Source organism: Bradyrhizobium sp. MI1.4 (genome assembly GCF_055811315.1).
On the sequence record NZ_JBVVPP010000005.1, the window covers coordinates 21377 to 43862 of the forward strand.

Genomic DNA, 22486 nt, shown 5'->3' on the forward strand with positions numbered 1-22486 from the left:
CGAGCGAGGAGAGCGGGGAGACAGAGCGCGAGCGCCGAGAGGGGAAAATGTCCAATCTGTTCGATCTTCTGGTCGCTGGACTTGCCACCGGCGCGATCTATGCGCTGGTCGCGGTCGGCTTCACGCTGCTGTGGCAGACCTCGCAGACCATCAATTTCGCACAAGGCGAGTTCGTGATGCTGCCGGCGTTCCTGATGCTGGCGGCGATGCATGCCGGCGCGCCGTTCTGGCTCGCGATCATCCTCGGCATCCTGCTTTCGATGCTCCTGCTCGGCCTCGCCTTCAAGATGCTGCTGGTGGATCCGATGTTGCGCCATGGCGTGCTGCCGCTCGCGATCGCGACCATGGCGCTCGCGATCGGTCTCAAGGAGGCCGTAAAGCAGTTCTTCAGCGCCGAAGCCTCACCCTTCCCCTCGATCGTGCCGACCGGCGACGTCTCCATCCTTGGCCATGCCGTCTCGCTGCAAAGCATCGGCGTCCTCGTCCTCGCCATCCTTGCCGTCTTCGGCTTGACTGCGCTTCTCAACCGCACCTCGCTCGGCCACCAGATGCAGGCGGCGGCGCAGAACCCGACGGTGGCGCGCATCATCGGCGTCCCGGTCGAGCGCATGATTCTCCTGACTTTCCTGATCAACGCGTTCCTGGTCGCTCTCGCCTCGCTGTTGATCACGCCGATCTACCTCGCGAAATTCACGTCGGGCGAGGTACTGGGCCAGGCCGCCTTCATCGCCGCGATCGTCGGCGGGTTCAACCAGGTGCGCGGCGCGATCGCAGGCGGCCTCCTGATCGGCGTGCTCGACAATCTCGCGGCCGCCTATGTTTCAACGCAGTACCGCGCCGCCGTGCCTATGATCTTCCTGATCGCCGTCATCCTGTTCCGACCGCAGGGCTTGCTCGGCCGTGCCGAGGAGCGCACCGTATGAGCGGCTTCGCCAAACCTCTCAAGATCGCGTTCGGCCTCATCGTGGTCGCTGCGCTGATCGTTGTCCCCATGAACTTCAACCGCTATGGCCTGTTCATCCTGAGCCAGTGGGCGGTGATGGCCATCGCCGCAATGGGCCTCAACCTCACACTCGGTTATGCCGGCCAGGTCTCGCTGGCGCAGGGCGCCTTCGTCGGCATCGGCGCTTACGCCGCGGCGATCATGACCACGCATGGCTGGCCGCTGCCGGCGGCGATCGTCGTCGCGATCGGCTTGAGCTTCGCGGTCGGCTGGGTGCTCGGCTATCCCGCGCTGCGGGTGCAGCATCACTACCTCGCCTTCGTCACGCTCGCCTTCTCCACGCTGGCCTTCCTGGTATTTCGCAACGAGAGCTGGCTCACCGGCGGCATCTACGGCATCTCCAATATTCCGCGTCCGCACATTTTCGGCATCGCGACCAACAAGCCGCTGCCGTTCTACTATGTCTGTCTCGGCTCGCTCGCTATCGTGTCGCTCGCGGTGTGGTGGCTGATCCGCTCGCCGTGGGGCCGCGCCTTCATGGTGCTGCGCGAAAACCCGCTGCGGGCGCAGTCGCTGGGCGTCGACACGCGGCGCTATACGCTGATGGCGTTCGCGATCGGCTCGGCGCTCGGCGGCGTCGCGGGGGCGCTCTATGCGCCGCTGACGCAATATATCGATCCCGTGCCGTTCAACCTGTCGCTCTCGCTCGACCTCCTGATGATGGTGATCGTCGGCGGCGCCGGATTCTTCCTGGGTCCGTTCCTCGGCGCGATGATCGCGGTGCTGTTGCCGGAGTGGCTGCGCTTCACCGAGGGCTATTATCTGATGCTCTACGCGATCGCGGTGATGGGGCTGCTGATCTGGTCGCCGACCGGCATTTTGGGAATCCTCGACCGCTATCTCGCCGAACGCCGCACCAAGGCGGCCTCCGCCCAGCGCGCCGTCGCAAAGTCCCGGCTGGAGACAGCGCAATGAGCGCGGTCCTCGAAGTCACCGACATCAAGAAGAATTTTGGCGGCATCAGCGCCGTCGGCGGCGTCTCTTTCGACGTCCGCGAGGGCGAGATCCTCGGCCTGATCGGCCCGAACGGCTGCGGCAAGTCGACCCTGTTCAACTGCATTCTCGGCCAGCTCACGCCGAGCGGCGGCGAGGTCAAGCTCGACGGCAAGGTCGTCACGGGCTTGCGACCCGCCGAGCTCAACAAGCTCGGGGTCAGCCGCACCTTCCAGCTCCTGCAAGTGTTCCCCAAACTCTCGGTGCGCGAGAACCTGATCCTCGCGGGACAGGAGCACCAGGGCAGCATGGCCTCGCGCCTGGTCGGCCGCTCCGATGCCGGACTGACGGAGGCCGCCGACCAGATGATCGGCTTTTTCAAGCTCGATCATCTCGCCGACGAGCCCGCCGGCGGGCTCTCCTATGGCCAGCAAAAGCTGCTCGACGCCGCCATGGCCTTCATGGGCGGACCGCGGCTGGTGCTGCTCGACGAGCCCGCCGGCGGCGTCAACCCGTCGATGTTGACGGACCTGAAGGAGCGGCTGGTCGCGATCAACCGCGAGAAGAACGCCACCTTCGTCGTGATCGAGCACAACATGGAATTCGTGATGTCGCTGTGCTCGCGCGTGATGGTGATGGCGGAGGGCAAGGTGCTGGCGATGGGACGACCGGACGAGGTGCGAAAGAACCCCGCCGTGATCGAAGCCTATCTCGGACATTGAGGAACCAGCCATGAGCGATCCGATCCTCTCGGTTCACAATCTCGTCGGCGGCTACGGCAAGATGACGATCCTGAACGGCACCACCTTCGCCGTGCCGCAGGCCACCATCACCACCATCATCGGCCCGAACGGCGCCGGCAAGTCCACCGTGTTCAAGGCGATCTTCGGCCTGCTCAAGCTGCGTGAGGGCAAGATCAACTTCGCCGGCCGCGACGTCACCCATTTGAGCCAGCGCGCGCTGCTCAATGCCGGCATCTGCTACGTGCCGCAGGGCCGCAACATCTTTCCCGAGCTGTCGGTGCGCCACAATATCGAGCTCGGCGGCGTTTCGGCGGGCAAGGGCATCGACCTGCAGAGCCGGATCGAGGCCGCGCTCGACCTGTTCCCGGCGCTGCGGCGGAAATCGACGCAGCAGGCCTCCACGCTATCCGGCGGCGAGCAGAAACAGCTCGAAATCGCCCGCTCGCTGCTGCTCGAACCGAAGCTCGTTCTGATCGACGAGCCCTCAATCGGCCTGTCGCCACTGATGGTGCAGCAGACTTTCGACATCCTGAAGAGCTTGCGCGACCGCGGTGTCACCATTCTGATGATCGAGCAGAACGCCCGCTCGGCGCTGGAGATTTCCGACATCGGGATCGTGCTCGAGCTCGGCCAGACCCGCATGGTCGACAAGGCGGAGCGCATTTTGAATGATCCCCGCATCGGACAATTGTTCCTCGGCGGCGCGATGGAGGACAATGCAGCATGACCAAACGCTCGATCGCAACGGTCTCACTCTCCGGCGCTCTCGACGAAAAGCTCCGCGCCATCGCATCCGCCGGATTCGACGCGGTCGAGATTTTCGAGAACGATCTGCTGTCGTTCGGCGCAGGTCCGCGCGACATCGCAAAGCTCTGCGGGGACCTCAATCTCGAGATCTGTGCGTTTCAGCCGTTCCGCGATTTCGAAGGCATGCCGGAGCCGCAGCGTTCGCGAAACTTTGCCCGCGCCGAACGCAAGTTCGACCTGATGCAGGAGCTCGGCACCGATCTGCTGCTGATCTGCTCCAACGTGTCGCCGGCCGCGCTCGGCGGCATCGACCGCGCCGCGGATGATTTTCGCGAGCTTGGCGAGCGCGCGGCCAAACGGTCTTTGCGCGTCGGCTACGAGGCATTGGCCTGGGGACGCCACGTCAACGATTACCGCGATGCCTGGGAGATCGTGCGGCGCGCCGATCACCCCGCGATCGGTGTCATCCTCGACAGCTTTCACGCACTGGCCCCCGGCTTTCCGGTCCGCGCGATGGCCTCGATCCCCGGCGACAAGATCTTCCTGGTCCAGCTTGCAGATGCGCCGAAGCTCGAGCTCGACATCTTGTCGTGGAGCCGGCACTTCCGCTCCTTCCCCGGCCAGGGCGATCTGCCGGTCGGCGAGTTCATGGCCGCGATCGCGGCGACCGGCTATGCCGGGCCGCTGTCGCTGGAGATCTTCAACGACCAATTCCGTGCCGGCTCGGCCGTGCAGACCGCGGTCGACGGCCTGCGTTCGCTGATCCTGCTGGAGGACCAGCTTGCACCGGATTGGCCAAAGCTCATCGGCGAACCCTTGGCGCCCAAGCCCAAAAGTCGCGGCACGGGATTCATCGAGTTTGCCGTCAACGAGACCAAGGCCGGCGAACTCGCCCGCCTGCTCGCGCAGCTCGGTTTCCGCAAGACCGGCAAGCATCGCAGCAAGGCGGTGGAGCGCTGGTCGCAAGGCAAGGTCGAGCTCGTCGTCAACTCCGAGACCGACGGCTTTGCGCATTCGCACTACGTGACGCATGGCCCCGGCGTCTGCGCCATCGCGCTCGATGTCGACAATGCCGGCCTCGTTATGCAGCGCGCCGAAACACTGAAAGCGCGCACCTTCTATCAGCCGGTCGGGCCGGGCGAGCTCGAGATTCCCGCGATCCACGGCGTCGGCGGCAGCCTGCTTTACTTCCTGGACCAGGCCGGCAAGAACTGGGACACGGATTTCGAACAGGTACCGAGCGACGCTCGCGCGGACGCCCTGCTGGCCGTCGATCACATCGCGCAGTCGATGCCCTATGACGAGATGCTGTCGTGGCTGCTGTTCTACACCGGCATCCTCGACCTCAAGCGGCTGCCGCAGATGGAGATCGCCGATCCCAGGGGCCTCGTGCAAAGCCAGGCCGTCATCAACGGCGACCAGAGCCTGCGCTTCGTGCTCAACGGCTCATCCGCCAACCGCACGCTGCCGGCCCGCTTCATCTCGGAGTTTTTCGGCTCGGGCGTGCAGCACGTCGCATTTACGTGCCGGGATATCTTTGCGGCAGTCGCGGAGATGCGCAAGCGCGGCGCGGATTTCCTGGATATCCCGGACAATTACTACGACGACGTCGAAGCCAGATACGACCTCGCACCCGAGCTGATGAGGCAGCTGCGCGCCAACCACGTTCTCTACGACCGCGAGGGCGACGGAGAGTTTTTCCAGGTCTACACCCACATCTTCGACGAGCGGTTTTTCTTCGAGATCGTGGAGCGGCGGGATTATCAGGGCTTCGGCGCGGCCAATGCCGGGATCAGGCTTGCCGCGCAAGCGCGCGAGGTGCGGCCCGCGAGCATGCCGCGCGTGTAGCTTACTTTCCCTCTCTCCTTGTGGGAGAGGGTGGCTTGCCGCAAAGCGGCGAGACGGGTGAGGGGTTCTCTCCGCGAGACCTTACTTTTGAATACGCGGAAACAAACCCCTCATCCGGCGCTTCGCGCCACCTTCTCCCACAAGGGGAGAAGGGGCATCGTGCTTGTGGCTACTTCATCGCGCATTTGTCGTGGAAGCGATCCTGGTCGTTCTCGACGATGGTCGCGACCGTCTTCAGCGAGAGCTGGCCTTCGCCGTCCTTGACCACGTCCTGGAGGTAGAAGTTCTGCACCGGGATGTGGTTCTTGCCGTACTTGAACGGGCCGCGCAGCGACTTGAAGTTGGCCTTCTCCATCTCGGCCTTCATCGCGTCCTTCTTGCTGGTGTCGCCCTTCACCGCGACCACGGCGCTGTTGATGAGCTGGGCCGCGTCGTAGGCTTGCGCGCCGTAATAGGTCGGACGCAGCCCGGGGTACTTCTTGCGATAGTCGGCGACGAAGCGCTTGTTCTGCTCGTTGGGCAGATCATTCACCCATTCCTGCGCACCGGGCACCCCGAGCGCGTTCTCCTTTTGCAGCGGCAGCGACAGCTCGTCGACGGTGAAAGCCGTGTAGAGCGGCATCGTGCTCTTCAGCCCGGCCTGCGCATATTGGTTGAGGAACTGCACGCCGGCTGCACCGGGATAGAACACGAAGATCGACTCGGCACCCGAGGCCCGCGCCTTGGAGAGCTCGGCGGAGAAGTCGAGCTGGCTCGGCCAGACCGTGTATTCCTCGCCCTTGACCTCGCCCTTGAACGTGCTCTTCACGCCCGCCAGCATGTCCTTGCCGGCGGCGTAGTTCGGGCCGATCAGGAACACGCTCTTGACGCCCTTCTGGTTCATGTAGAGGCCCATGGCGGCCGGCGTCTGGTCGTTCTGCCAGGAGGTCGAGAACACGTAAGGCGAGCAGAGCTCGCCCGCGAGCTGCGACGGACCGGCATTGGCCGAGATCAGGAAGGTCTGCGAGTCCACCGCGGTCTTGAGCGAGGCCAGCAGCACGTTCGACCAGATGTAGCCGACGATGAAGTCGACCTTGTCGGACTGCACCAGCTTCTCGGTCTTCTGCTTGCCGACGTCGGGCTTCTGCCCGTCGTCCTCGTAAATCACCTCGACCGGCTTGCCGTCCATCTTGCGGCCGATGTGATCCAGCGCGAGCTCGAACGAATTGCGCATGTCGTTGCCGATCACGGCGGTCGGGCCGCTGAAGGTCGAAACGAAGCCGATCTTGATGGTGTCGCCGGCGGATGCCGGGCCTGCCAGCACCAGCGCCGCTGCGCCCGCCAGCCAGAATGCCGTCCTCATAACCACTCCCCTCCATATTATTATGCCCGGAAGCAGGGTGATTGCCGCCCCGGGGTCATCTCTATTGAACGCAAAATCTGTCGCGCCGCCAATGGTTCAGCGCCCGCCCTGCACCATATTTCGCCCCGAACGGCGATAGCAAGAAATATAATTCTACTTACTTCGGCTAAGGCTGCGGCGCTTTCTCGCGGGCGCGATACACCCGGCCTATGCCTCGATTGACGACGGCTATTGGACCGCGGCGCCTGATCAGCGTTTAGATGAGGATAGAGCCGCGAGATTCGGAAGGGCGCATCATGACCACGACACCGCACCGCGTCGTCATCGTCGGAGCCGGTTTCGGCGGGCTGGAGGCGACCCACCGGCTCGCCGGCAGCCCGGTCGAGATCACGCTGATCGACCGCCGCAACCATCATTTGTTCCAGCCGCTGCTCTATCAGGTCGCCACCGCCTCGCTCGCCACCAGCGAGATCGCCTGGCCGGTCCGGCACCTGATGCGCGACCGGCGCGATGTTACGACGCTGTTTGCGACGGTCAGCGGCGTCGATGCCGACAGGCGCTGCGTGCTGATCGACGACGGCAGCGAGGTGCCTTACGACACGTTGGTGCTCGCCACCGGCGCGCGTCACGCCTATTTCGGCCACGACGAATGGGAGCAATGGGCGCCGGGTCTTAAAACACTGGAGGACGCGACCACGCTGCGCCGTCATATCCTGGTGGCGTTCGAGCGCGCCGAGCGTGAGACCGATCCGGCCAAACGCGCGGCACGATTGACTTTCGTCATCGTCGGCGCCGGCCCCACCGGCGTCGAACTCGCCGGCACCATCGCCGAGATGGCGCACCACACCTTGCCAGCCGACTTCCGCAACATCGACACCAACAAGGCGCGCGTGGTGCTGATCGAGGCGGGTCCGCGGGTGCTGGCAGGCTTTCCAGATGATCTCTCGGCCTATGCCCAGGCCTCGCTGGAGAAGATCGGCGTCGAGGTCGTGCTCGGCCAAGCCGTCACTGAGATCAACCGCGAGGGCGTGGTGTTCGGCGGCAAGCTGCTCGAAGCCAAGACACGAATCTGGGCCGCCGGCGTGCGCGCCTCGCCCGCGGCGGAATGGCTGGGCGCACCGGCCGATCGCGCCGGGCGCGTCCAAGTGGAGGCCGATCTTACGATCCCCGGTCATCCCGAGATCTTTGCAATTGGCGACACCGTTTTGATCAACGCTTGGGACGGCAAGCCTGTGCCCGGCATCGCGCCGGCCGCCAAGCAGCAGGGCCGTCACGTGGCCGAGACCATCAAGGCCCGGCTGCGCCAGGAGCCGACAGGCCCGTTCCGCTACAAGCACTCCGGCAGCCTCGCGCAGATCGGCAAGCGGCTGGCGGTGATCGACTTCGGCCGCATCAAGCTGCGCGGCACCATCGCGTGGTGGATCTGGGGCATCGCCCATATCTACTTCCTGATCGGCTTGCGCCACCGCCTCAGCGTCGCCCTGAGCTGGCTCTGGATCTACGCCCGCGACCAGCGCGCCGCGCGGCTGATCACGCAGGGATCGAGCAAGGTGGTGTAGGGCTTCTTCTCCCTCTCCCCGTTCTTACGTGGAGAGGGTTGGGGTGAGGGGCCTCTCCGCGAACGAGATATTGGTGAGACCTGTACCCCCTCACCCGGATCGCAAGAGCGATCCGACCTCTCCCCGCGAGCGGGGAGAGGTTAAGTGAGGCGCGATCGCCGCCCCTACTTCACCAGCTCGCACCCACCTTCCGTGAGCGGTCGAAACGCCTGCTCCGCAGAGATCGTCGAGACCAGCTTGTAATAGTCGTAGGGATATTTCGACTCCTCCGGCTTCTTCACCTCGAACAGATACATCGGATGCACGACGCGGCCGTCCTGGCGGATCGTGGTGTCGCCGAACAGCTTGTCCTTGCCCTTGAACTTTTTCATCTCGGGCACGGCATCCTTGGCATTGTCGCTGCCCGTGACGGCGACCGCGTTGAGATAAGCGAGCGTGGAGGCATAAACTCCGGCCTGGTTGCCGCTCGGCATCTTGCCATTCATACCCGGCCGCGCCGCGAAGCGCTTGGCGAAGGCGCGGGTGTCGTCATTCATGTCCCAGTAGAAGGCTTCCATGAGCTGGAGCCCTTGCGCGACCTTGATACCCATGCCGTGGACGTCGTTGATGAAGAGCAGGAAGGCGACGAGCTTTTGTCCGCCCTGCTGTATCCCGAACTCGGCCGCCTGCTTCACCGCGTTGATGGTGTCGCCGCCGGCGTTGGCGAGCCCGATCACTTGGGCCTTCGAGCCCTGCGCCTGCAACAGGAAGGACGCGAAGTCGGACGTGCCGAGCGGATGCTTGGAGGAGCCCAACACCTTGCCGCCATGCGCCTCGATGTATTTCTGGGCTTCCGCCTCGATGCCCTTGCCGAGTGCGTAGTCAACCGTGAGGAAATACCAGTCCTTGCCGCCGCGCGACATCATCGCGGCCGCCGTGGTGTTGCCGGTCGCCCAGGCGTCGTTGACCCACTGGATAGTGTTGGGCGAGCAGGCCTTGCCGGTGAGATCGGAGCTCGCGGTGGACGACGCGAGGAACGTCATGCGGCTATCGCGCAGCAGCGTGTTGATGGAGAGGCCAACGGCCGAGTTCGGCACGTCGACGATGGCGTCGACGCCCTCGACATCGAGCCATTTGCGCGCGATTGCATTGCCGACGTCGGCCTTGTTCTGGTGATCGGCATAGACGATCTCGACCTTGATGCCCTTGCCGCCGCCGTTGAAATCCTCAGCGGCCATGCGCGCGGCCTCGACCGATCCCATGCCGTTGGTGTCCTGGAAAATGCCGGAGATGTCGTTGAGCACGCCGACGCGCACGACATTGTCCGAGATCTCGGCATTTGCCGCGCCGCCAATCAGGCTCGCGGCCAGCGCAAGCGTCCACTTCAAGTTCTTCATTGTTCCCTCCCCTGTCGTATTTGTTGTTTGCGATGACGACAGCGTCAGGCTGGCGTGATGCGCACAGGCAGGCTGTCGAGCCCGCGCAGCGTGTTGTTGAAGCGGCGCTGCGGCTCGCCCATGATCTCGATCTTTGCGATCCGGCGGGCCAGCGCCGCGAGCATTGTCTCGCCTTCGAGCCGCGCGACCAGCTGGCCGACGCACATGTGAATACCTGAGCCATAGCCAACATGGCCGGACGTGCGGCGGGTTATGTCGTAGCTGTCGGGCTTGTCCCAGCGCCCCGGATCGCGATTGGCAGCCGCCAGGAACATCAACACCTTCTCGCCCTCACCGATGGTCGCGCCTGACAGTTCGACTTCGCGCGTGGTCGTGCGGAAGAAGGTCTGCACCGGGCTTTCAAAACGAACGGCCTCCTCGAAAGCGTTGCGCGCGAGCGTAAAATCGTTGCGCAGGCGCTGCCACTGCTCAGGGAAGCGCGCGAGACAGTAGACCGCTGCACCGATGCCGTTGACTGTGGTGTCGAGGCCCGCTGACAGAAGCGAACGCACCAACAGCGGCGCTTCGGTCGCGGTGATGGCACCCTCGCCGACATGGGCGTGGATGCAGGCGCCGATGCCGCCGGGCGTGAGGCTGTCCCGCTGGCACTGCTCGGTGACGTAGGCCTGGTGAGGCGCCGAGCGCGCGATCGCCTCGTTGCGCAACTGGTTCGGCGGGCCGAAGGCGTTGAACACCAGGCTCGCATAGGGAATGAGATTCTCGCGTCCCTCAGGCTTAAGCCCGAGCGCATCTGGGAAGATCGACAGCGGATAGGCCTCGGCAAGGTCCGTGATGGCATCGAAGTTGCGCTTCTCCAGCAGCGCGTCCACACGCTCTTCCGCTGCCGCGGCAAAGCGGTCGCGCAGCCCCTTCATCACCGTCGGCGACAGCACCTTTGAGAGCACGGCGCGGGTGCGGGTGTGCTCGGGAGGATCGGCCTCGAGGATCAGGCTGGGCGGCCGCCACGGCGTCTCCTTCGCGAAATCGGCGAGGCCGACGCCACGACTGGAGCAGAACGTTGCGGGATCGTTCAGCACGGCATGAACTTCGGCATAGCGCGCCACGCCATAGACGTTCCACTTGTCGAGATAGACGACAGGTCCCGCCTCCCGCAGCAGCTCATGCGTGGGATAGGGATCGGCGAAAAAATCCATCGCGAACGGATCGACGTCGAGATGCGGGACGGCCGACGAACCGCTAATTTCCTGGGAGCTGGAAGTGCTCATGGAAGTCCTCCCTCATTTTGATCTTGTGAAAGGGCCGCGCTTACCTTTAGGTCTCCAGACACGCCGCGAGACAGAATCCCGACATGCCGCCGCCTTCGACCAGAGCCCGCCAGAAACCTGCGCCCGCCGAGACGGGACCGACGCTCGATCTTGACCGCTACGTCCCCGCGTTCATCACCTTCATCGCCAACAAGCTCTCGAACAGCGCCACCGCGTTCTATCAGCGAGAGTTCGGCGTCAACGTCACGGAATGGCGGATCATGTCGCTGCTCGCGATCGAGCCCGGCATTCCCGCCTCGCGCATCTGCCACGTCATCGGTTTCGACAAGGGCCCGGTGAGTCGGACGCTGGCCAGCCTGGAAAAGCGGGGGTTGATCTCGATCCGTACCGATCCCAATGACGGGCGCACCCATTCGATCTCGCTGACGGCGAAGGGCCGCGCCATCCATGACAAGGTGATCGTCGCTGCATTCGAGCGCGAACGGCGCCTGTTGTCCTGCCTGGACAAGGACGAGCGCGAGGTGCTGATCGACCTGTTGCGCCGCCTGCATGAAAATCTCGGCGCGGTGACCGGCAGCACCGAGACCTGACGGGCCACACAGCGGGCGCTGAGCCCTGTCATTTCCAGGCATGCGCCAACATTCGCCGGCGGCACCCTCTCTGCCGAGCATAGCTTCCTCCGATCCGACGCGGCGGTTCCTCCCGCCGTCATCCGTGTCTGGAACGGTTCGCATAAATTAGTTGCTTGGGCAACAAAAGAATCGTGCAGCATAATGCGGCAGGGCGGCTGGCGTAGTTGGGTTTGCCGAGCTCTCTTGTCCCGGACGCGCTGCAGCGTGAAACGCTGCTGCGCAGAGCCGGGATCCAGAGATGCCAATCACGAAGAATGGCCCCGGCTCTGCAGCGCATCACTGCGTGCTGCGCTGCGTCCGGGGCACAGGCCCAAGCGCTACAGACCGATCCACTCGCCCGGCGCATCGTCATCCAACCGCGCCACCGCATCGGCACGGCGCGTCAGCACCGCGCGCTGGTTGATGTAGCCCTTGTCGGTGATCTCGCCGCCGTCGACCGACGGCGGCTCGGCGAGCAGCAACGCGCGCGTGGCGTGGCCGGAGGAGTTGGCGCCGTGTTGCTTCAGTTTCGCCAGCCCCCGCGCGATCGCGGCTCTGATCTTCTCATGCGCGAGCACGTCGTTCACGCCTGCGGTCTCGGGCAGGCCGGCATGCGCGCGGCACGCAGCGATGTTCGGAAACACCAGGAAGCGCACCTCGTCGCCGCCATGGCCGGTGACGACGATGTCCTGCGCGAGCGGCGCCAGCGCGGCGATGCCGGCGAGGCGCAGTGTGCCGACACTGACCCAGGTGCCGGAATTGAGCTTGAAATCCTCCGCGACGCGGCCGTCAAAGAATAGGCCGCGTTCGGGCCGGTTCGCGTCGGCGAACTTCACGGCATCACCGATGAGATAAAAGCCCTCGTCGTCAAAAGCCTGCCTGGTCAGCTCCGGCGCCTTCCAATAGCCCGGCGTGACGTTGGGGCCGCGCACGCGCACCTCCAGCTTGTCGCCGGAGGTAACGAGCTTCAGTTCGGTGCCGGGAATGGGCACGCCGATATTGCCCGAGCGCTCCGCGAGGAAATGGCAGTCGGTGGCCAGCGGCGACGTCTCGGTCGAGCCCCAGGCCGAGACCATCGGCATCGCGCGGCCAACAGTCTTGACGGAGAGTTCTTCCAGCGCATCCCAGAGATTCTGCGGCAGCGCCGCACCGGCGTAGAACGCGAATTTCACCTCGCTGAAGAAGCGGCGACACAGCTCCTCGTCGCCGCGCAGCGCCGCGATCAACATGTCGAAGCCGCGCGGCACGTTGAAATAGACCGTCGGCATCACGCTTCTGAGGTTGGCGAGCGACATCGCAAACAGACCGGGCGCCGGCTTGCCGCCGTCGATATAGAGCGAGCCGCCATTGCGCAGCACGAGATTGAAATTGTGGTTCGCGCCAAACGTGTGGCTCCAGGGCAGCCAGTCGAGAATGACCAGATCGTCGCGCGCCCGTTCGAGAAAAGTCCAGGTCTGCGCCTTGGCCTGCTGGCTGGACGTCAGCATGCGCTGGGTGTTGATCACGGCTTTCGGCGTGCCGGTCGAGCCCGAAGTGAACAGGAGTTTTGCGATCGTATCGGGCGTCACCGCGGCGAAGGCCTTTGCGACGTCGGGGCTCTCGGGCGTTGCCGCGATAGTGCGAAAGGCCAGCGCATCGGCATCGTCGGCATTGCCGCTGATAATCTGCGCGCTATGCAGCGGCTTGATCGCGGCCAGCGCCGCCGCAAACGGCCTCGTCGCGGAGACATAGATCGCGGCGGGCTCAAGCAACGCGATCATGCTCTTGAGCTTGTCGAAGTCCTTTGACATCAGGGAATAGGCCGGCGAGATCGCCGCCGAGGGCACGCCGACATGCTGCGCCGCCAGTGCCAGCAGCGCATGATCGATGCTGTTGTCGGAGAGGATCGCGAGCGGGCGCTCCGCGCCGAGACCGTGCGCCAGAATCCAGGACGCCGCCGCGCGCACCTGGCGCAGCGCCTGCGCATAGGTAACGGTGCTCCATGGCGCTTCGGCACTGCTGCGCTCGGCGAGGAAAATCGCGTCGGGCCTCTGCCGCGCCCATTGCTCCAGCCAGTCGCCGACGCAGCGCGCGCCATCGCGCAGAGGCTCGGGCGAGCGCAGCACGATGCTGCCGTCGGCGCGATGCTCGGCAACGGTTCTGGGTGTCGCAAACAGGCTCGAAGCATCACCGCGTGGGGCGGCTGTCATGGTTTCCTCCTCGCCCGGAAGCCGGGACCGGTCGCAGCCTCGTCGCGGACCGCGTTGGCCAGCATGTTGGCCACGACAATTGTTCGGGCGCAAGCTGGGGCCAGGTGGGACGGCCCGCCGCCGTTCAAAGGGCTGGTCGCCGCGCATCCGCGGCATGGATTGCTGGCTGCACCTGATCTAGCTGCCTATTATTTGCGCAAATGCTCGTAACAGGGCGCTGACACGAAGGTCCGCCGGAGCTCGAAATATCCCACAAGCCACTGATCTCTCGGTAATATCCGCAGCACTTGTCCTGCCCGGATTCTGTACACAATGGCACATCGCTTGCTTCGATCGGGGTGAAGAGACGTAGCCGGAGATTTGTCGCCATGAAGGCTGAAATGGGGGCTGAGCAGCCTGAAACGGTCGCCGCGATCGTGGCCGCGCATCGCGCGGGCACGCTCACACCGGCGCAGACGGTCGCGCGCACCTATCAGCGCATCCGCGACCACAACGACCCCGCCGTCTTCATCAGCCTGCGCGACGAAAAGGACGCGATCACGGAGGCCGAGAAGCTCGCCACCAAGGACGCCGCCAGCCTGCCGCTCTATGGCGTGCCGGTCGTGGTGAAGGACAATATCGACGCGCTGGGATTTCCGACCACCGCGGCGTGCCCGGCCTTCTCGTATACCCCGACACATGATTCGACCGCGGTGCAGCGGCTGCGCGCCGCCGGCGCGATCATCATCGGCAAGACCAATCTCGACCAGTTCGCGACCGGCCTTGTCGGCGTGCGCTCGCCCCACGGCATCCCCAGAAACGCGATCCGCGAGGACCTCATTCCCGGCGGCTCGAGCTCGGGATCGGCCACCGCCGTCGGCGCCGGGCTGGTGCCACTGTCGCTCGGCACCGACACCGCCGGCTCAGGCCGCGTGCCGGCGATGCTCAACAACATCGTCGGTCTCAAGCCGAGCCTCGGCATGATTTCGACCGCTGGCCTGGTGCCGGCCTGCCGGACGCTCGACTGCATCTCGGTATTCGCTTTGACGGTCGACGACGCCGCGCTGGCGCTCTCCGTGATGGCAGGTCCCGATCAGGCAGATCCGTTCTCGCGCGACCGGCCGCTTGGCGCGATCACCCCGCTCCCGGCAAACCTGCGCCTGGGCGTGCCACGCAGCGGACAGCTGATCTTCTTCGGCGACAAGAAGGCGGAAGCGGCTTACGCCGAGGCGCTGAAGCGCTGGACCGCGCTTGGGGCAACGCTCGTCGAATTCGACCTCGAGCCGTTCTATGAGACGGCCCGACTGCTCTACGAGGGACCGTGGGTGGCCGAGCGCTATCTCGTGATCCGCGACCTGCTCGCCTCGGCACCGGAGGCGATCCATCCCGTGACGCGCGAGATCACCGCGGCCGGTGCGCGGTTGATGGCGACGGACACCTTCTCCGCGCTCTATCGTCTGCAGGGCCTGCGCAAGATCGCCGAACGCACCTTCACCAATATCGACGCGCTGGTGCTGCCGACGGCGCCGACGGCCTATACGACCGCGCAGGTGCGGGCCAATCCGGTCGAGCTCAACAGCCGGCTCGGCACCTATACCAATTTTGTCAATCTGCTCGATCTCTGTGGTCTCGCGCTGCCGGCGGCGATGCGCGCCGACGGCATCCCGTTCGGCATCACAATTCTTGCACCCACCGGGCACGATGCGCTGCTCGCCAGCATCGGCCGCGTGTTCCATGCCGATACCAAACTGACGCTTGGCGCAAAGGGCGTCGTGCAAGCCTCGCTGGCGCCGCTTGCCGCAAGCGGCGTCGACGAGATTCCCATCGCCGTGGTCGGCGCGCATCTGTCCGGCATGGCGCTGAACGGCGAACTGAAAGCGCTGAACGGCCAGCTGATCGAGGCAACCAGGACCGCGGCGGACTACAAGCTCTACGCATTGAAGACCACGCCGCCAAAGCCGGGCATGCTGCGCGTCGAGGCCGGCAAGGGCGCGTCGATCGAGCTGGAAATCTGGTCGCTGTCGTCGTCCGCCTTCGGCAAGTTCGTCAACGCGATTCCCGCGCCGATGGCGATCGGCACGGTGCGGCTGGCCGATGGCCGCAGCGTGAAGGGATTTCTCGTCGAGCCCGAGGTGCTGGGCGAGGCTCGCGACATCACCGCGTATGGCGGCTGGCGGAAGTATATGGCGGAAGCTACGACAGCGTAGGTCTCGTAGGTGGGCAAAGCGAAACGTGCCCGCCATCACCGTCAGCTTGGGGAGATGGTGGGCACGGCGCTTTGCGCCTTTGCCCACCCTACGCAACCGTGCGCGCGCCCCTAAACCGACACCGCGTAGATCTCGTACTCCCCGCGCACCAGCTCGATATGCGCGCGCATCGCGGCGGCGGCGCCCTGCTTGTCGCCGCGCATGATGGCGACGACAACGCGGTCGTGCTCGGCTTGCGACTTGGCGAGACGGCCGAGATTGCGGAACTGGGCGCGGCGAAACGGCTGTACGCGCACGCGCGTCGCCAGCGTGATCTCGGCGATGTAGCCGTTCTGCGATCCCGCATAGATCGCGTTGTGGAAGCGCTCGTTGACCTCGTGGAAGCGCTCGGGATTGCCGGCGTAGCTCAACACCCGCAGTTCTTCGTGGATGGCTTCCAGGCCGTGACGCTCAGTGGCGGACATGCGCTCGGCGGCAAGACCCGCACACAGCGCCTCAAGCTCCGCCATGGCCTCGAACATGCCCGTCAGCCGTTCGAACGAGGGCTGCGCCACCACCGCGCCGCGATGAGCGCGCGCTTCGACGAGGCCGCTTGCCACGAGCTGGCGCAGTGCTTCCCGCACCGGCGTGCGCGAAACGCTGAAGCGGCGCGCAATGTCGGTCTCGTCAAGCGGCGCGCCGGGCGGCAGAGCTCCGCGCACGATCTCGTCGGCGAGCTGCAGGCGCAGCTCCTCGGCGCGCGTGACCTTCTGCGCGGATGGCGACGCACGATCGACACGCGGCACCGCCGGTTCGGCCGGCAGCGCTCCGGGCGGAAGATCGTCAAGCGTCATACGGTCAGGTCTCTTTCGACTCGTCGATGATGCTGACATGGGCGGCGACGACGCGCCAGCCCTCCGGGAATTTTACCCAGGTCTGCATCTGCCGGCCGACCTTGCCCGGCATCGTGTCGCGATAGAACAGGGTGGAGGCAACCGCGGTGTCGCGGCCATAGCTGGTGATCACGGTTTTCGCGGTGCGGCGATTGAGGCCGACCGCCGAGCGGCCGGCGCGAAAGCCGGAGATTGCTTCATAGCCGTAGAGGTTCTCGCCGATGCCATAGCGCAGCGTGCGGGGATCGTTGCGGAAGAGCTCGCCGAGCACGGCGACGTCGTTGGTGATCAGGGCCTGCTCATAGCGCTCGAACGCAGCTTTGACGTCTGCGATCACCTCGGGGAGATCGATCTCCATCTCAAAATCCTCTTGGGCTGGGCGCGGCGGCAACACCCATCTTCTCCAACGCGAACGCGACGCGCAGCGCGATGTCCTCGCGCCATGGCGCGGCGATGATCTGCACGCCGATCGGCAGCGGATCGAGCGGCACCGGCACGGCGACCACAGGCAGGCCGATGAACGAGATCGGCTGGGTGTGGATGCCGATATTGGCGCGCACCGGCATCTCGACGCCGCCAAGATTGAAATTGACCTGGCCGAGCTTCGGCGCGGTGCATGGCGTCGCCGGTGCGATCAGCACGTCGACGGATTTGAAAATCTCGGCGAGTTGCGCGCGATACCAGCGGCGGAATTTTTGCGCGCGGTCGACCAGCGGCGCCGGCACCATGGCGCCCGCAATCAGCCGGTCGCGCACGGCGGGATCGAAATCGTTCGGCCGCTTGCGCAGCCGATCGAGATGCAGCGAGGCGCCCTCGGTGGTGGTGATGACATAGGCCGCCGCGCGGGCGCGCGCAGCTTCGGGCACGTCCACCACGCGCGTTGCGCCCAGCGCCTTGGCGACGCGGCTGACGGCTTCGACAGCTTCCGGAAACAAATTGGTCTGGAAGTACCCGCCGGCGATCGCGATGCGCAGGTCGGACACCGGATTGGCAAGCAGCGGTGTCGTCGGCTCCAGACCACGTGTGGTGGTGCAGGCGGCGTCGTCCGCATCCGGCCCCTGCATCGTGTCATAGGCCAGCGCGAGATCGGTGACGCAGCGCGCGAACGGGCCGAGATGATCGAGGCTCGCGACGAACGGGAACGAACGCGCACGCGAGAGCCGGCCATAGGTCGGCTTCAGGCCGAAGATGCCGCAGAACGAGGACGGCACGCGGATCGAACCGTTGGTGTCGGAACCGAGCGCGATCGGCACCAGCGCGCCACCAACGGCGCTGCCCGAGCCGCCGGAGGAGCCGCCGCTCATCCGCGTCGTATCGTGCGGATTGCGCGAGGGACCGTCATGGACGTTCTCGCCGGTGAAGTCGTAGGCGTATTCGCCCATATTGAGCGCGCCGACCAGCACGGCGCCGGCCGCTTCCATCCGCTCGATCAGCGTGGCGTCGCGGCTGGCGGGCACGCGGTCTCGGTTGATCTTCGAACCCGCGCGGGTGGCGAGGCCCGCGATGTCGAACAGATTCTTCACCGCAAAGGGCACGCCGGCGAGCGGGCCGACGGTCTTGCCGGCGGCGATATCGGCATCGATTGCGCGCGCTTTGGCGCGGGCGCGATCGGCGGCGATGTCGGTAAACGCATTGAGGATGGTGTCGTGCTGCTTGATGCGCGCAAGCGCTGCTTCGGTCGCATCGAGCGCGGACATCTTGCGGCCCGCAACCGCGCTCGCGATCTCGGAGGCCGTCATCTCTGGCTTGGTCGTCATGGCGGCGTCAGACCGTGAACACGGGCGCCGGCTCGGCCTCGTCCGGCAGCGCGAATTCGTCGACGAGGCGGCCGAGCCGCAGCGAGACCTCGAGATTGGCGCGGATGGACGCCCTCCATGCTTCCTCGACGGGCAACGCCAACGCTTTGGTGACAGCGTCGATATAATCGTCCAACGGTTCGGCCATCACGCTCCCAAACAAGCTCTCAGTGTGCGCCCAGTGTCTGCAGCGGCGGATGCGGGATCGCCGTCAGCAGCTCCTTGGTGTAGTCGTCCTGCGGATCGCTCAAGACCCTCTCGGAAGATCCTTCCTCGACGATTCGACCCGACCGCATGACAATGACACGATCGCACAACAAGCGCACTACGTTCAAATCATGCGAGACGAACAGATAACTCATACCTAGCCGGGCCTTGAGGTCCTGGAGCAGATTGAGGACCACGGCCTGGACCGAAACGTCGAGCGCGGCGGTCGGCTCGTCCAGGATGACGAGTTTCGGGTGCAGGGCGATGGCGCGGGCGATGCCGACGCGGGCCTTCTGGCCGCCCGACAATTGGTGCGGGAAGCGATCCAGCAGATTGTGCGGCAGGCCCACCATGGTGGCGAGCTCCTCGCAGCGGGCGCGGAGCGCGTCGCGCCCCCTGACGTCGCCGAGCTGCATGATGGGATCGGCGATGGCACGCACGGCGGTGAAGCGCGGGTTGAGGCTGTCGGTCGGATCCTGGAACACCATCTGGATGCGGCTGCGCTGCGGCAGCCGGGCAAAGCCGGCGGGCGCGATGCCGCCGATGTCCTCGCCGTCGAACTGGATCAGCCCCGAGGTCTGGTCCAGCAGCCGCATCACCATCATCGACGTGGTCGATTTGCCGCAGCCGGACTCGCCGACCAGGCCGACGCTCTCGCCGTGACCGACCGTGAAGCTGATGCCGTCGACCGCGCGGAACACGTCGGGCTCTACAGGCGGCTTGCGGCCGAACAATTTCCCGAGCGTGGCAGTGGCGCCCTGACGGGGATATTCCTTGACCAGCTTGTCGATGAGGAGAAGGGGCGTCTTGCCCGCCGCGGCGGTCGGAGCCAATTCCGCGGATGCTGCGCTCGTGGCGGCGAGTGCTGCGCCTTCCTCCTCCGGCAACAGATCCCGCAGGCTCACGCCGAGCCGCGGCGTCGCGCGCATCAGCTTCTTGGTGTAGGGGTGCTGCGGGTTGGCGAAGATGTCGGCGGCCTTGGCGGTCTCGACCACCCTGCCCTTTTCCATCACCACAACGCGGTCGCAATAGGCAGCCGCGAGACCGAGGTCATGCGTGATCAGGATGGTGGACATCGCCTTGCGCTTGGTCAGCTCGACGATCAGGTCCATCACCGCCTTCTGCGTGGTGACGTCGAGGCCAGTCGTCGGCTCGTCCGCGATCAGCAGCTGCGGATTGCAGGCGAGCGCGAGCGCGATGACGACGCGCTGGCACATGCCGCCGGACAATTCGAACGGATAGGCGTGATAGCGCTCGCGCGGGCGGGCGATCTTGACCTGCTCCAGCGCCTCGATCGCCTTTTCGCCGCGGTCCGAAACCATGGCCTGCTGGACATGGGTGCGCAGCACGTCCTCGATCTGGTCGCCGACCTTCCGGATCGGGTTGAGCGCGGCGCGCGGATTCTGGAAGATCATCGAGACTTCGCGACCGCGCAAATCGCGCATCTGGTCTTCGGTCGCAGCCTTGACGTCGATGCCCGAGAACATCACCGAGCCTTCGGCGATCCGCCCCGCGCGGTCGAGAATGCGCATCACCGCGTAGGAGGTCACCGATTTGCCGGAGCCGGACTCGCCGACGATCGCGAGCGTCTCGCCCTTGGCGACGGAAATGTTGACGTGCTGCACCGCCTTGACGATGCCGCGGCGGGTGGTGAATTCGACGGTAAGGTCCTGGACGTCGAGCAGCGGCGGGGCGGTCATGGGCACCTCCCAACTAAAAATGGCGAAAACAACCCCATGCACAGTAGAATGAGGTTGATTTCATTGGGGAATTTCGAGCGAAAAAGTACGCCTAACCCAGCCATCACGTCCTCCGCTGGGGGTCGACGATGTCGCGCAGGCCGTCGCCGAGGAGGTTGAAGCAGAACACGGCGATCATCAAAGCGAGGCCCGGGAATAGCGCGATCCACCATTCGCCTGACACCATGAAGCCGGCGCCTTCGGCGACCATGATGCCCCATTCGGCCGTCGGCGGACGGACGCCGAGGCCGATGAACGAGAGACCGGCGGCATTGAGGATGGCGTAGCCCATGGTCAGCGACATCTGCACGATCATGATCGGCATGATGTTCGGCAGGATATGCACGAGCAGAATGCGGAATTCGCCGTTACCGGACAGACGCGCGGCCTGCACGAAGCCGGCGTTACGGCGGACATTGGCTTCGGCGCGCGCGACGCGGGCATAGAGCGGAAAGTTCACGATGGCCGTGGCCAGGATGATGTTCTGCACCGTATTGCCGAGCGCGGCGACGATGCCCATGGCGAGCACGAACAGCGGGAACGCCATGATGGTGTCGGCGACGCGGCCGACGATGCGATCGGTCCAGCCGCCAAAATAGCCGGCCGCGATGCCGGCGAGCCCGCCCATCAGGAACACCAGGGCGACGGAGGCGACCGCGATGAACGTATCGAGCCGCGTCGCCACCACGACCCGGCTGAAGATGTCACGGCCCAATTGATCGGTGCCGAACCAGTGCGCGGCCGACGGTGGCTTCAGCGACGCCACGGTGTCGGACGCCAGCGGGTCATACGGCACCACATAGGGGCCGAAGATCGCGGCAAGGAGGATCACGATCAGCAGCGCGAATGCAAAGCCGGTGACCTTGTTCTCGCCGAGCACGTAGCGGGTCTGGTCGAGGAGCGCGACGAGACCCGACGTGCGCGCGGGGCCGACGGGTTCAACAGCAGGCGCAACGGTGCTCATGATTAGCCCTCCAACCGCACGCGCGGGTCGATCACGCCATAGAGAATGTCGATCACGAGATTGAGCAGCACGTACATCACCGCCATGGTCAGCACGAACCCCTGCACCGGCGCGAAGTCCGACGAGATCAGCGCTTCGACGGCGTAAGAGCCGATGCCTGGCCAGGCGAACACTTTCTCCACCAGCACGTTGGCGCCGAGCAGGAACGAGAACACCATGCTCAGCGTGGTGATGACGGGGAGCATCGCGTTGCGGAAGGCGTAGGTGACGATGACGGTCGCCGGCGACAGGCCGCTGGCACGCGCGGTGCGCACGAATTCGGAGGACAGCACCGCCAGCATCGAGGCGCGCGTCATGCGCGCGATCGGCGCCAGCGAGAAGATCGCAAGCGTCGTCGCCGGCAGGATGAGCTGGCTGCATGCCGAACGGAACGCCTCGAAGTCGCGCGCGATCAAGGTGTCGATCAGATAGAAGCCGGTCACCGTCGGCGGCGCGCTGTAGAACACGTCGAGCCGGCCGAGCGGCGCGGGCGACCAGCCGAGCCGGAAATAGAAGACATAGACCAGCACGAGACCGGTGAAGAACACCGGCAGCGAGACGCCGGCCGTCGTCGTCACACGACAGAGATGATCGACCCATGAGCCCGGCCGGGTCGCCGCCAGCACGCCGAGCGGGATGGCGATCACAACCGAGACGATGAGGCCGAGCAGCGTCAGCTCGGCGGAGGCCGGCAGGCGATTGCGGATCTCGGCCGCGACCGGCTGGCCCGTCGTGAGCGAGTTGCCGAAATCGCCATGGGCGAGATCGTTGGTGTAGCGGAAGAACTGCTCGATCAGCGGCTTGTCGAGGCCGAGCTTTTTCCGGATCTGCTCGACGGCTTCCTTCGTTGCGGCGGGTCCCGCGAAATACGCCGCGGGATCACCCGGCAGCGCGCGCGTGAGCAGGAAGGTGACGATGACGACCCCGATCAGCGAGGGAATCGCGAACATCAGGCGCTTGCCGATCATGGTCAGCATGGCGACTTCCTCTTGCGCGTTGAATGAACCCGACACGCGGCCACTCGCTCCGCTGCGTTCCCTCCCCCCTTGTGGGGGAGGGGTGGGGAG

Annotated in this window: 19 protein-coding genes; 8 read left to right on the forward strand and 11 right to left on the reverse strand. The window is 65.3% G+C overall.

Annotation, left to right across the window (positions count from 1 at the left end):
- Positions 1-47: 47 nt before the first annotated feature.
- Genes AC0L23_RS07590 through AC0L23_RS07610 form a run of 5 tightly spaced genes read left to right on the forward strand, consistent with a single transcriptional unit; the run spans position 48 to position 5274 of the window.
- The gene (locus AC0L23_RS07590; protein ID WP_018456032.1) at positions 48-923 is read left to right on the forward strand and encodes a branched-chain amino acid ABC transporter permease; all 876 of its coding nucleotides are present in this window, start codon (positions 48-50) and stop codon (positions 921-923) included.
- Entirely contained in the window at positions 920-1918 is a 999-nt protein-coding gene (locus AC0L23_RS07595) for a branched-chain amino acid ABC transporter permease (RefSeq protein ID WP_473356807.1), read from the forward strand. The genes AC0L23_RS07590 and AC0L23_RS07595 overlap by 4 nt, the downstream gene beginning before the upstream one ends.
- Positions 1915-2658: an ABC transporter ATP-binding protein gene (locus AC0L23_RS07600; protein ID WP_085357710.1), complete on the forward strand. Its 744-nt coding sequence runs from the start codon at positions 1915-1917 to the stop codon at positions 2656-2658. The genes AC0L23_RS07595 and AC0L23_RS07600 overlap by 4 nt, the downstream gene beginning before the upstream one ends.
- A gap of 10 nt (positions 2659-2668) precedes the next feature.
- The gene (locus AC0L23_RS07605) at positions 2669-3406 is read left to right on the forward strand and encodes an ABC transporter ATP-binding protein (RefSeq protein ID WP_085349659.1); all 738 of its coding nucleotides are present in this window, start codon (positions 2669-2671) and stop codon (positions 3404-3406) included.
- Positions 3403-5274: a bifunctional sugar phosphate isomerase/epimerase/4-hydroxyphenylpyruvate dioxygenase family protein gene (locus AC0L23_RS07610; RefSeq protein ID WP_085357708.1), complete on the forward strand. Its 1872-nt coding sequence runs from the start codon at positions 3403-3405 to the stop codon at positions 5272-5274. Before AC0L23_RS07605 ends, AC0L23_RS07610 begins: the two co-directional genes overlap by 4 nt.
- A gap of 169 nt (positions 5275-5443) precedes the next feature.
- Here AC0L23_RS07610 and AC0L23_RS07615 read toward each other — a convergent pair whose 3' ends face one another.
- Positions 5444-6616 (reverse strand): ABC transporter substrate-binding protein, encoded by a 1173-nt coding sequence (locus AC0L23_RS07615; RefSeq protein ID WP_018456026.1) that lies wholly within the window; start codon positions 6614-6616, stop codon positions 5444-5446.
- Between the two features lie 296 nt (positions 6617-6912).
- On the opposite strand from AC0L23_RS07615, the gene AC0L23_RS07620 reads away from it, so the two are divergent.
- Positions 6913-8175, forward strand: coding sequence for an NAD(P)/FAD-dependent oxidoreductase (locus tag AC0L23_RS07620; RefSeq protein WP_018456025.1), 1263 nt, complete (start codon positions 6913-6915; stop codon positions 8173-8175).
- A 164-nt stretch (positions 8176-8339) separates the two neighbouring features.
- Here the strand turns inward: AC0L23_RS07620 and AC0L23_RS07625 are convergent, their stop codons facing one another.
- Positions 8340-9551 (reverse strand): ABC transporter substrate-binding protein, encoded by a 1212-nt coding sequence (locus tag AC0L23_RS07625; protein ID WP_085349656.1) that lies wholly within the window; start codon positions 9549-9551, stop codon positions 8340-8342.
- Positions 9552-9595: 44 nt separating this feature from the next.
- On the reverse strand, positions 9596-10816 hold the full coding sequence (locus AC0L23_RS07630) for a cytochrome P450 (RefSeq protein ID WP_018456023.1): 1221 nt from the start codon (positions 10814-10816) through the stop codon (positions 9596-9598).
- An 83-nt stretch (positions 10817-10899) separates the two neighbouring features.
- Here AC0L23_RS07630 and AC0L23_RS07635 point away from each other — a divergent pair, with 83 nt between their 5' ends.
- The gene (locus AC0L23_RS07635; protein ID WP_085357702.1) at positions 10900-11406 is read left to right on the forward strand and encodes a MarR family winged helix-turn-helix transcriptional regulator; all 507 of its coding nucleotides are present in this window, start codon (positions 10900-10902) and stop codon (positions 11404-11406) included.
- Between the two features lie 359 nt (positions 11407-11765).
- Here AC0L23_RS07635 and AC0L23_RS07640 read toward each other — a convergent pair whose 3' ends face one another.
- Positions 11766-13616, reverse strand: a complete 1851-nt coding sequence (locus tag AC0L23_RS07640) for a feruloyl-CoA synthase (protein ID WP_085357700.1) — start codon at positions 13614-13616, stop codon at positions 11766-11768.
- Between the two features lie 380 nt (positions 13617-13996).
- On the opposite strand from AC0L23_RS07640, the gene atzF reads away from it, so the two are divergent.
- Entirely contained in the window at positions 13997-15802 is a 1806-nt protein-coding gene (gene atzF / locus AC0L23_RS07645; RefSeq protein ID WP_085357698.1) for an allophanate hydrolase, read from the forward strand.
- 110 nt (positions 15803-15912) lie between these two features.
- On the opposite strand, the gene AC0L23_RS07650 is transcribed toward atzF, so the two are convergent.
- The 7 genes from AC0L23_RS07650 to AC0L23_RS07680 all read right to left on the reverse strand — a co-directional run bounded on the left by AC0L23_RS07650 (position 15913) and on the right by AC0L23_RS07680 (position 22396).
- Entirely contained in the window at positions 15913-16635 is a 723-nt protein-coding gene (locus tag AC0L23_RS07650; RefSeq protein WP_085384934.1) for a GntR family transcriptional regulator, read from the reverse strand.
- Between the two features lie 4 nt (positions 16636-16639).
- On the reverse strand, positions 16640-17032 hold the full coding sequence (gene hpxZ / locus AC0L23_RS07655; RefSeq protein WP_018456018.1) for an oxalurate catabolism protein HpxZ: 393 nt from the start codon (positions 17030-17032) through the stop codon (positions 16640-16642).
- A gap of 1 nt (position 17033) precedes the next feature.
- Positions 17034-18431, reverse strand: coding sequence for an AtzE family amidohydrolase (locus tag AC0L23_RS07660; RefSeq protein WP_085384933.1), 1398 nt, complete (start codon positions 18429-18431; stop codon positions 17034-17036).
- Between the two features lie 7 nt (positions 18432-18438).
- Positions 18439-18618: a DUF4089 domain-containing protein gene (locus AC0L23_RS07665; protein WP_085384932.1), complete on the reverse strand. Its 180-nt coding sequence runs from the start codon at positions 18616-18618 to the stop codon at positions 18439-18441.
- A gap of 19 nt (positions 18619-18637) precedes the next feature.
- On the reverse strand, positions 18638-20377 hold the full coding sequence (locus tag AC0L23_RS07670; protein ID WP_085349652.1) for a dipeptide ABC transporter ATP-binding protein: 1740 nt from the start codon (positions 20375-20377) through the stop codon (positions 18638-18640).
- A gap of 103 nt (positions 20378-20480) precedes the next feature.
- Positions 20481-21380 carry an ABC transporter permease gene (locus AC0L23_RS07675; protein ID WP_018456014.1) on the reverse strand — a complete coding sequence of 300 codons (900 nt, stop codon included), beginning with the start codon at positions 21378-21380 and terminating at the stop codon, positions 20481-20483.
- Positions 21381-21382: 2 nt separating this feature from the next.
- Positions 21383-22396 carry an ABC transporter permease gene (locus AC0L23_RS07680; RefSeq protein ID WP_018456013.1) on the reverse strand — a complete coding sequence of 338 codons (1014 nt, stop codon included), beginning with the start codon at positions 22394-22396 and terminating at the stop codon, positions 21383-21385.
- Positions 22397-22486: the final 90 nt, after the last annotated feature.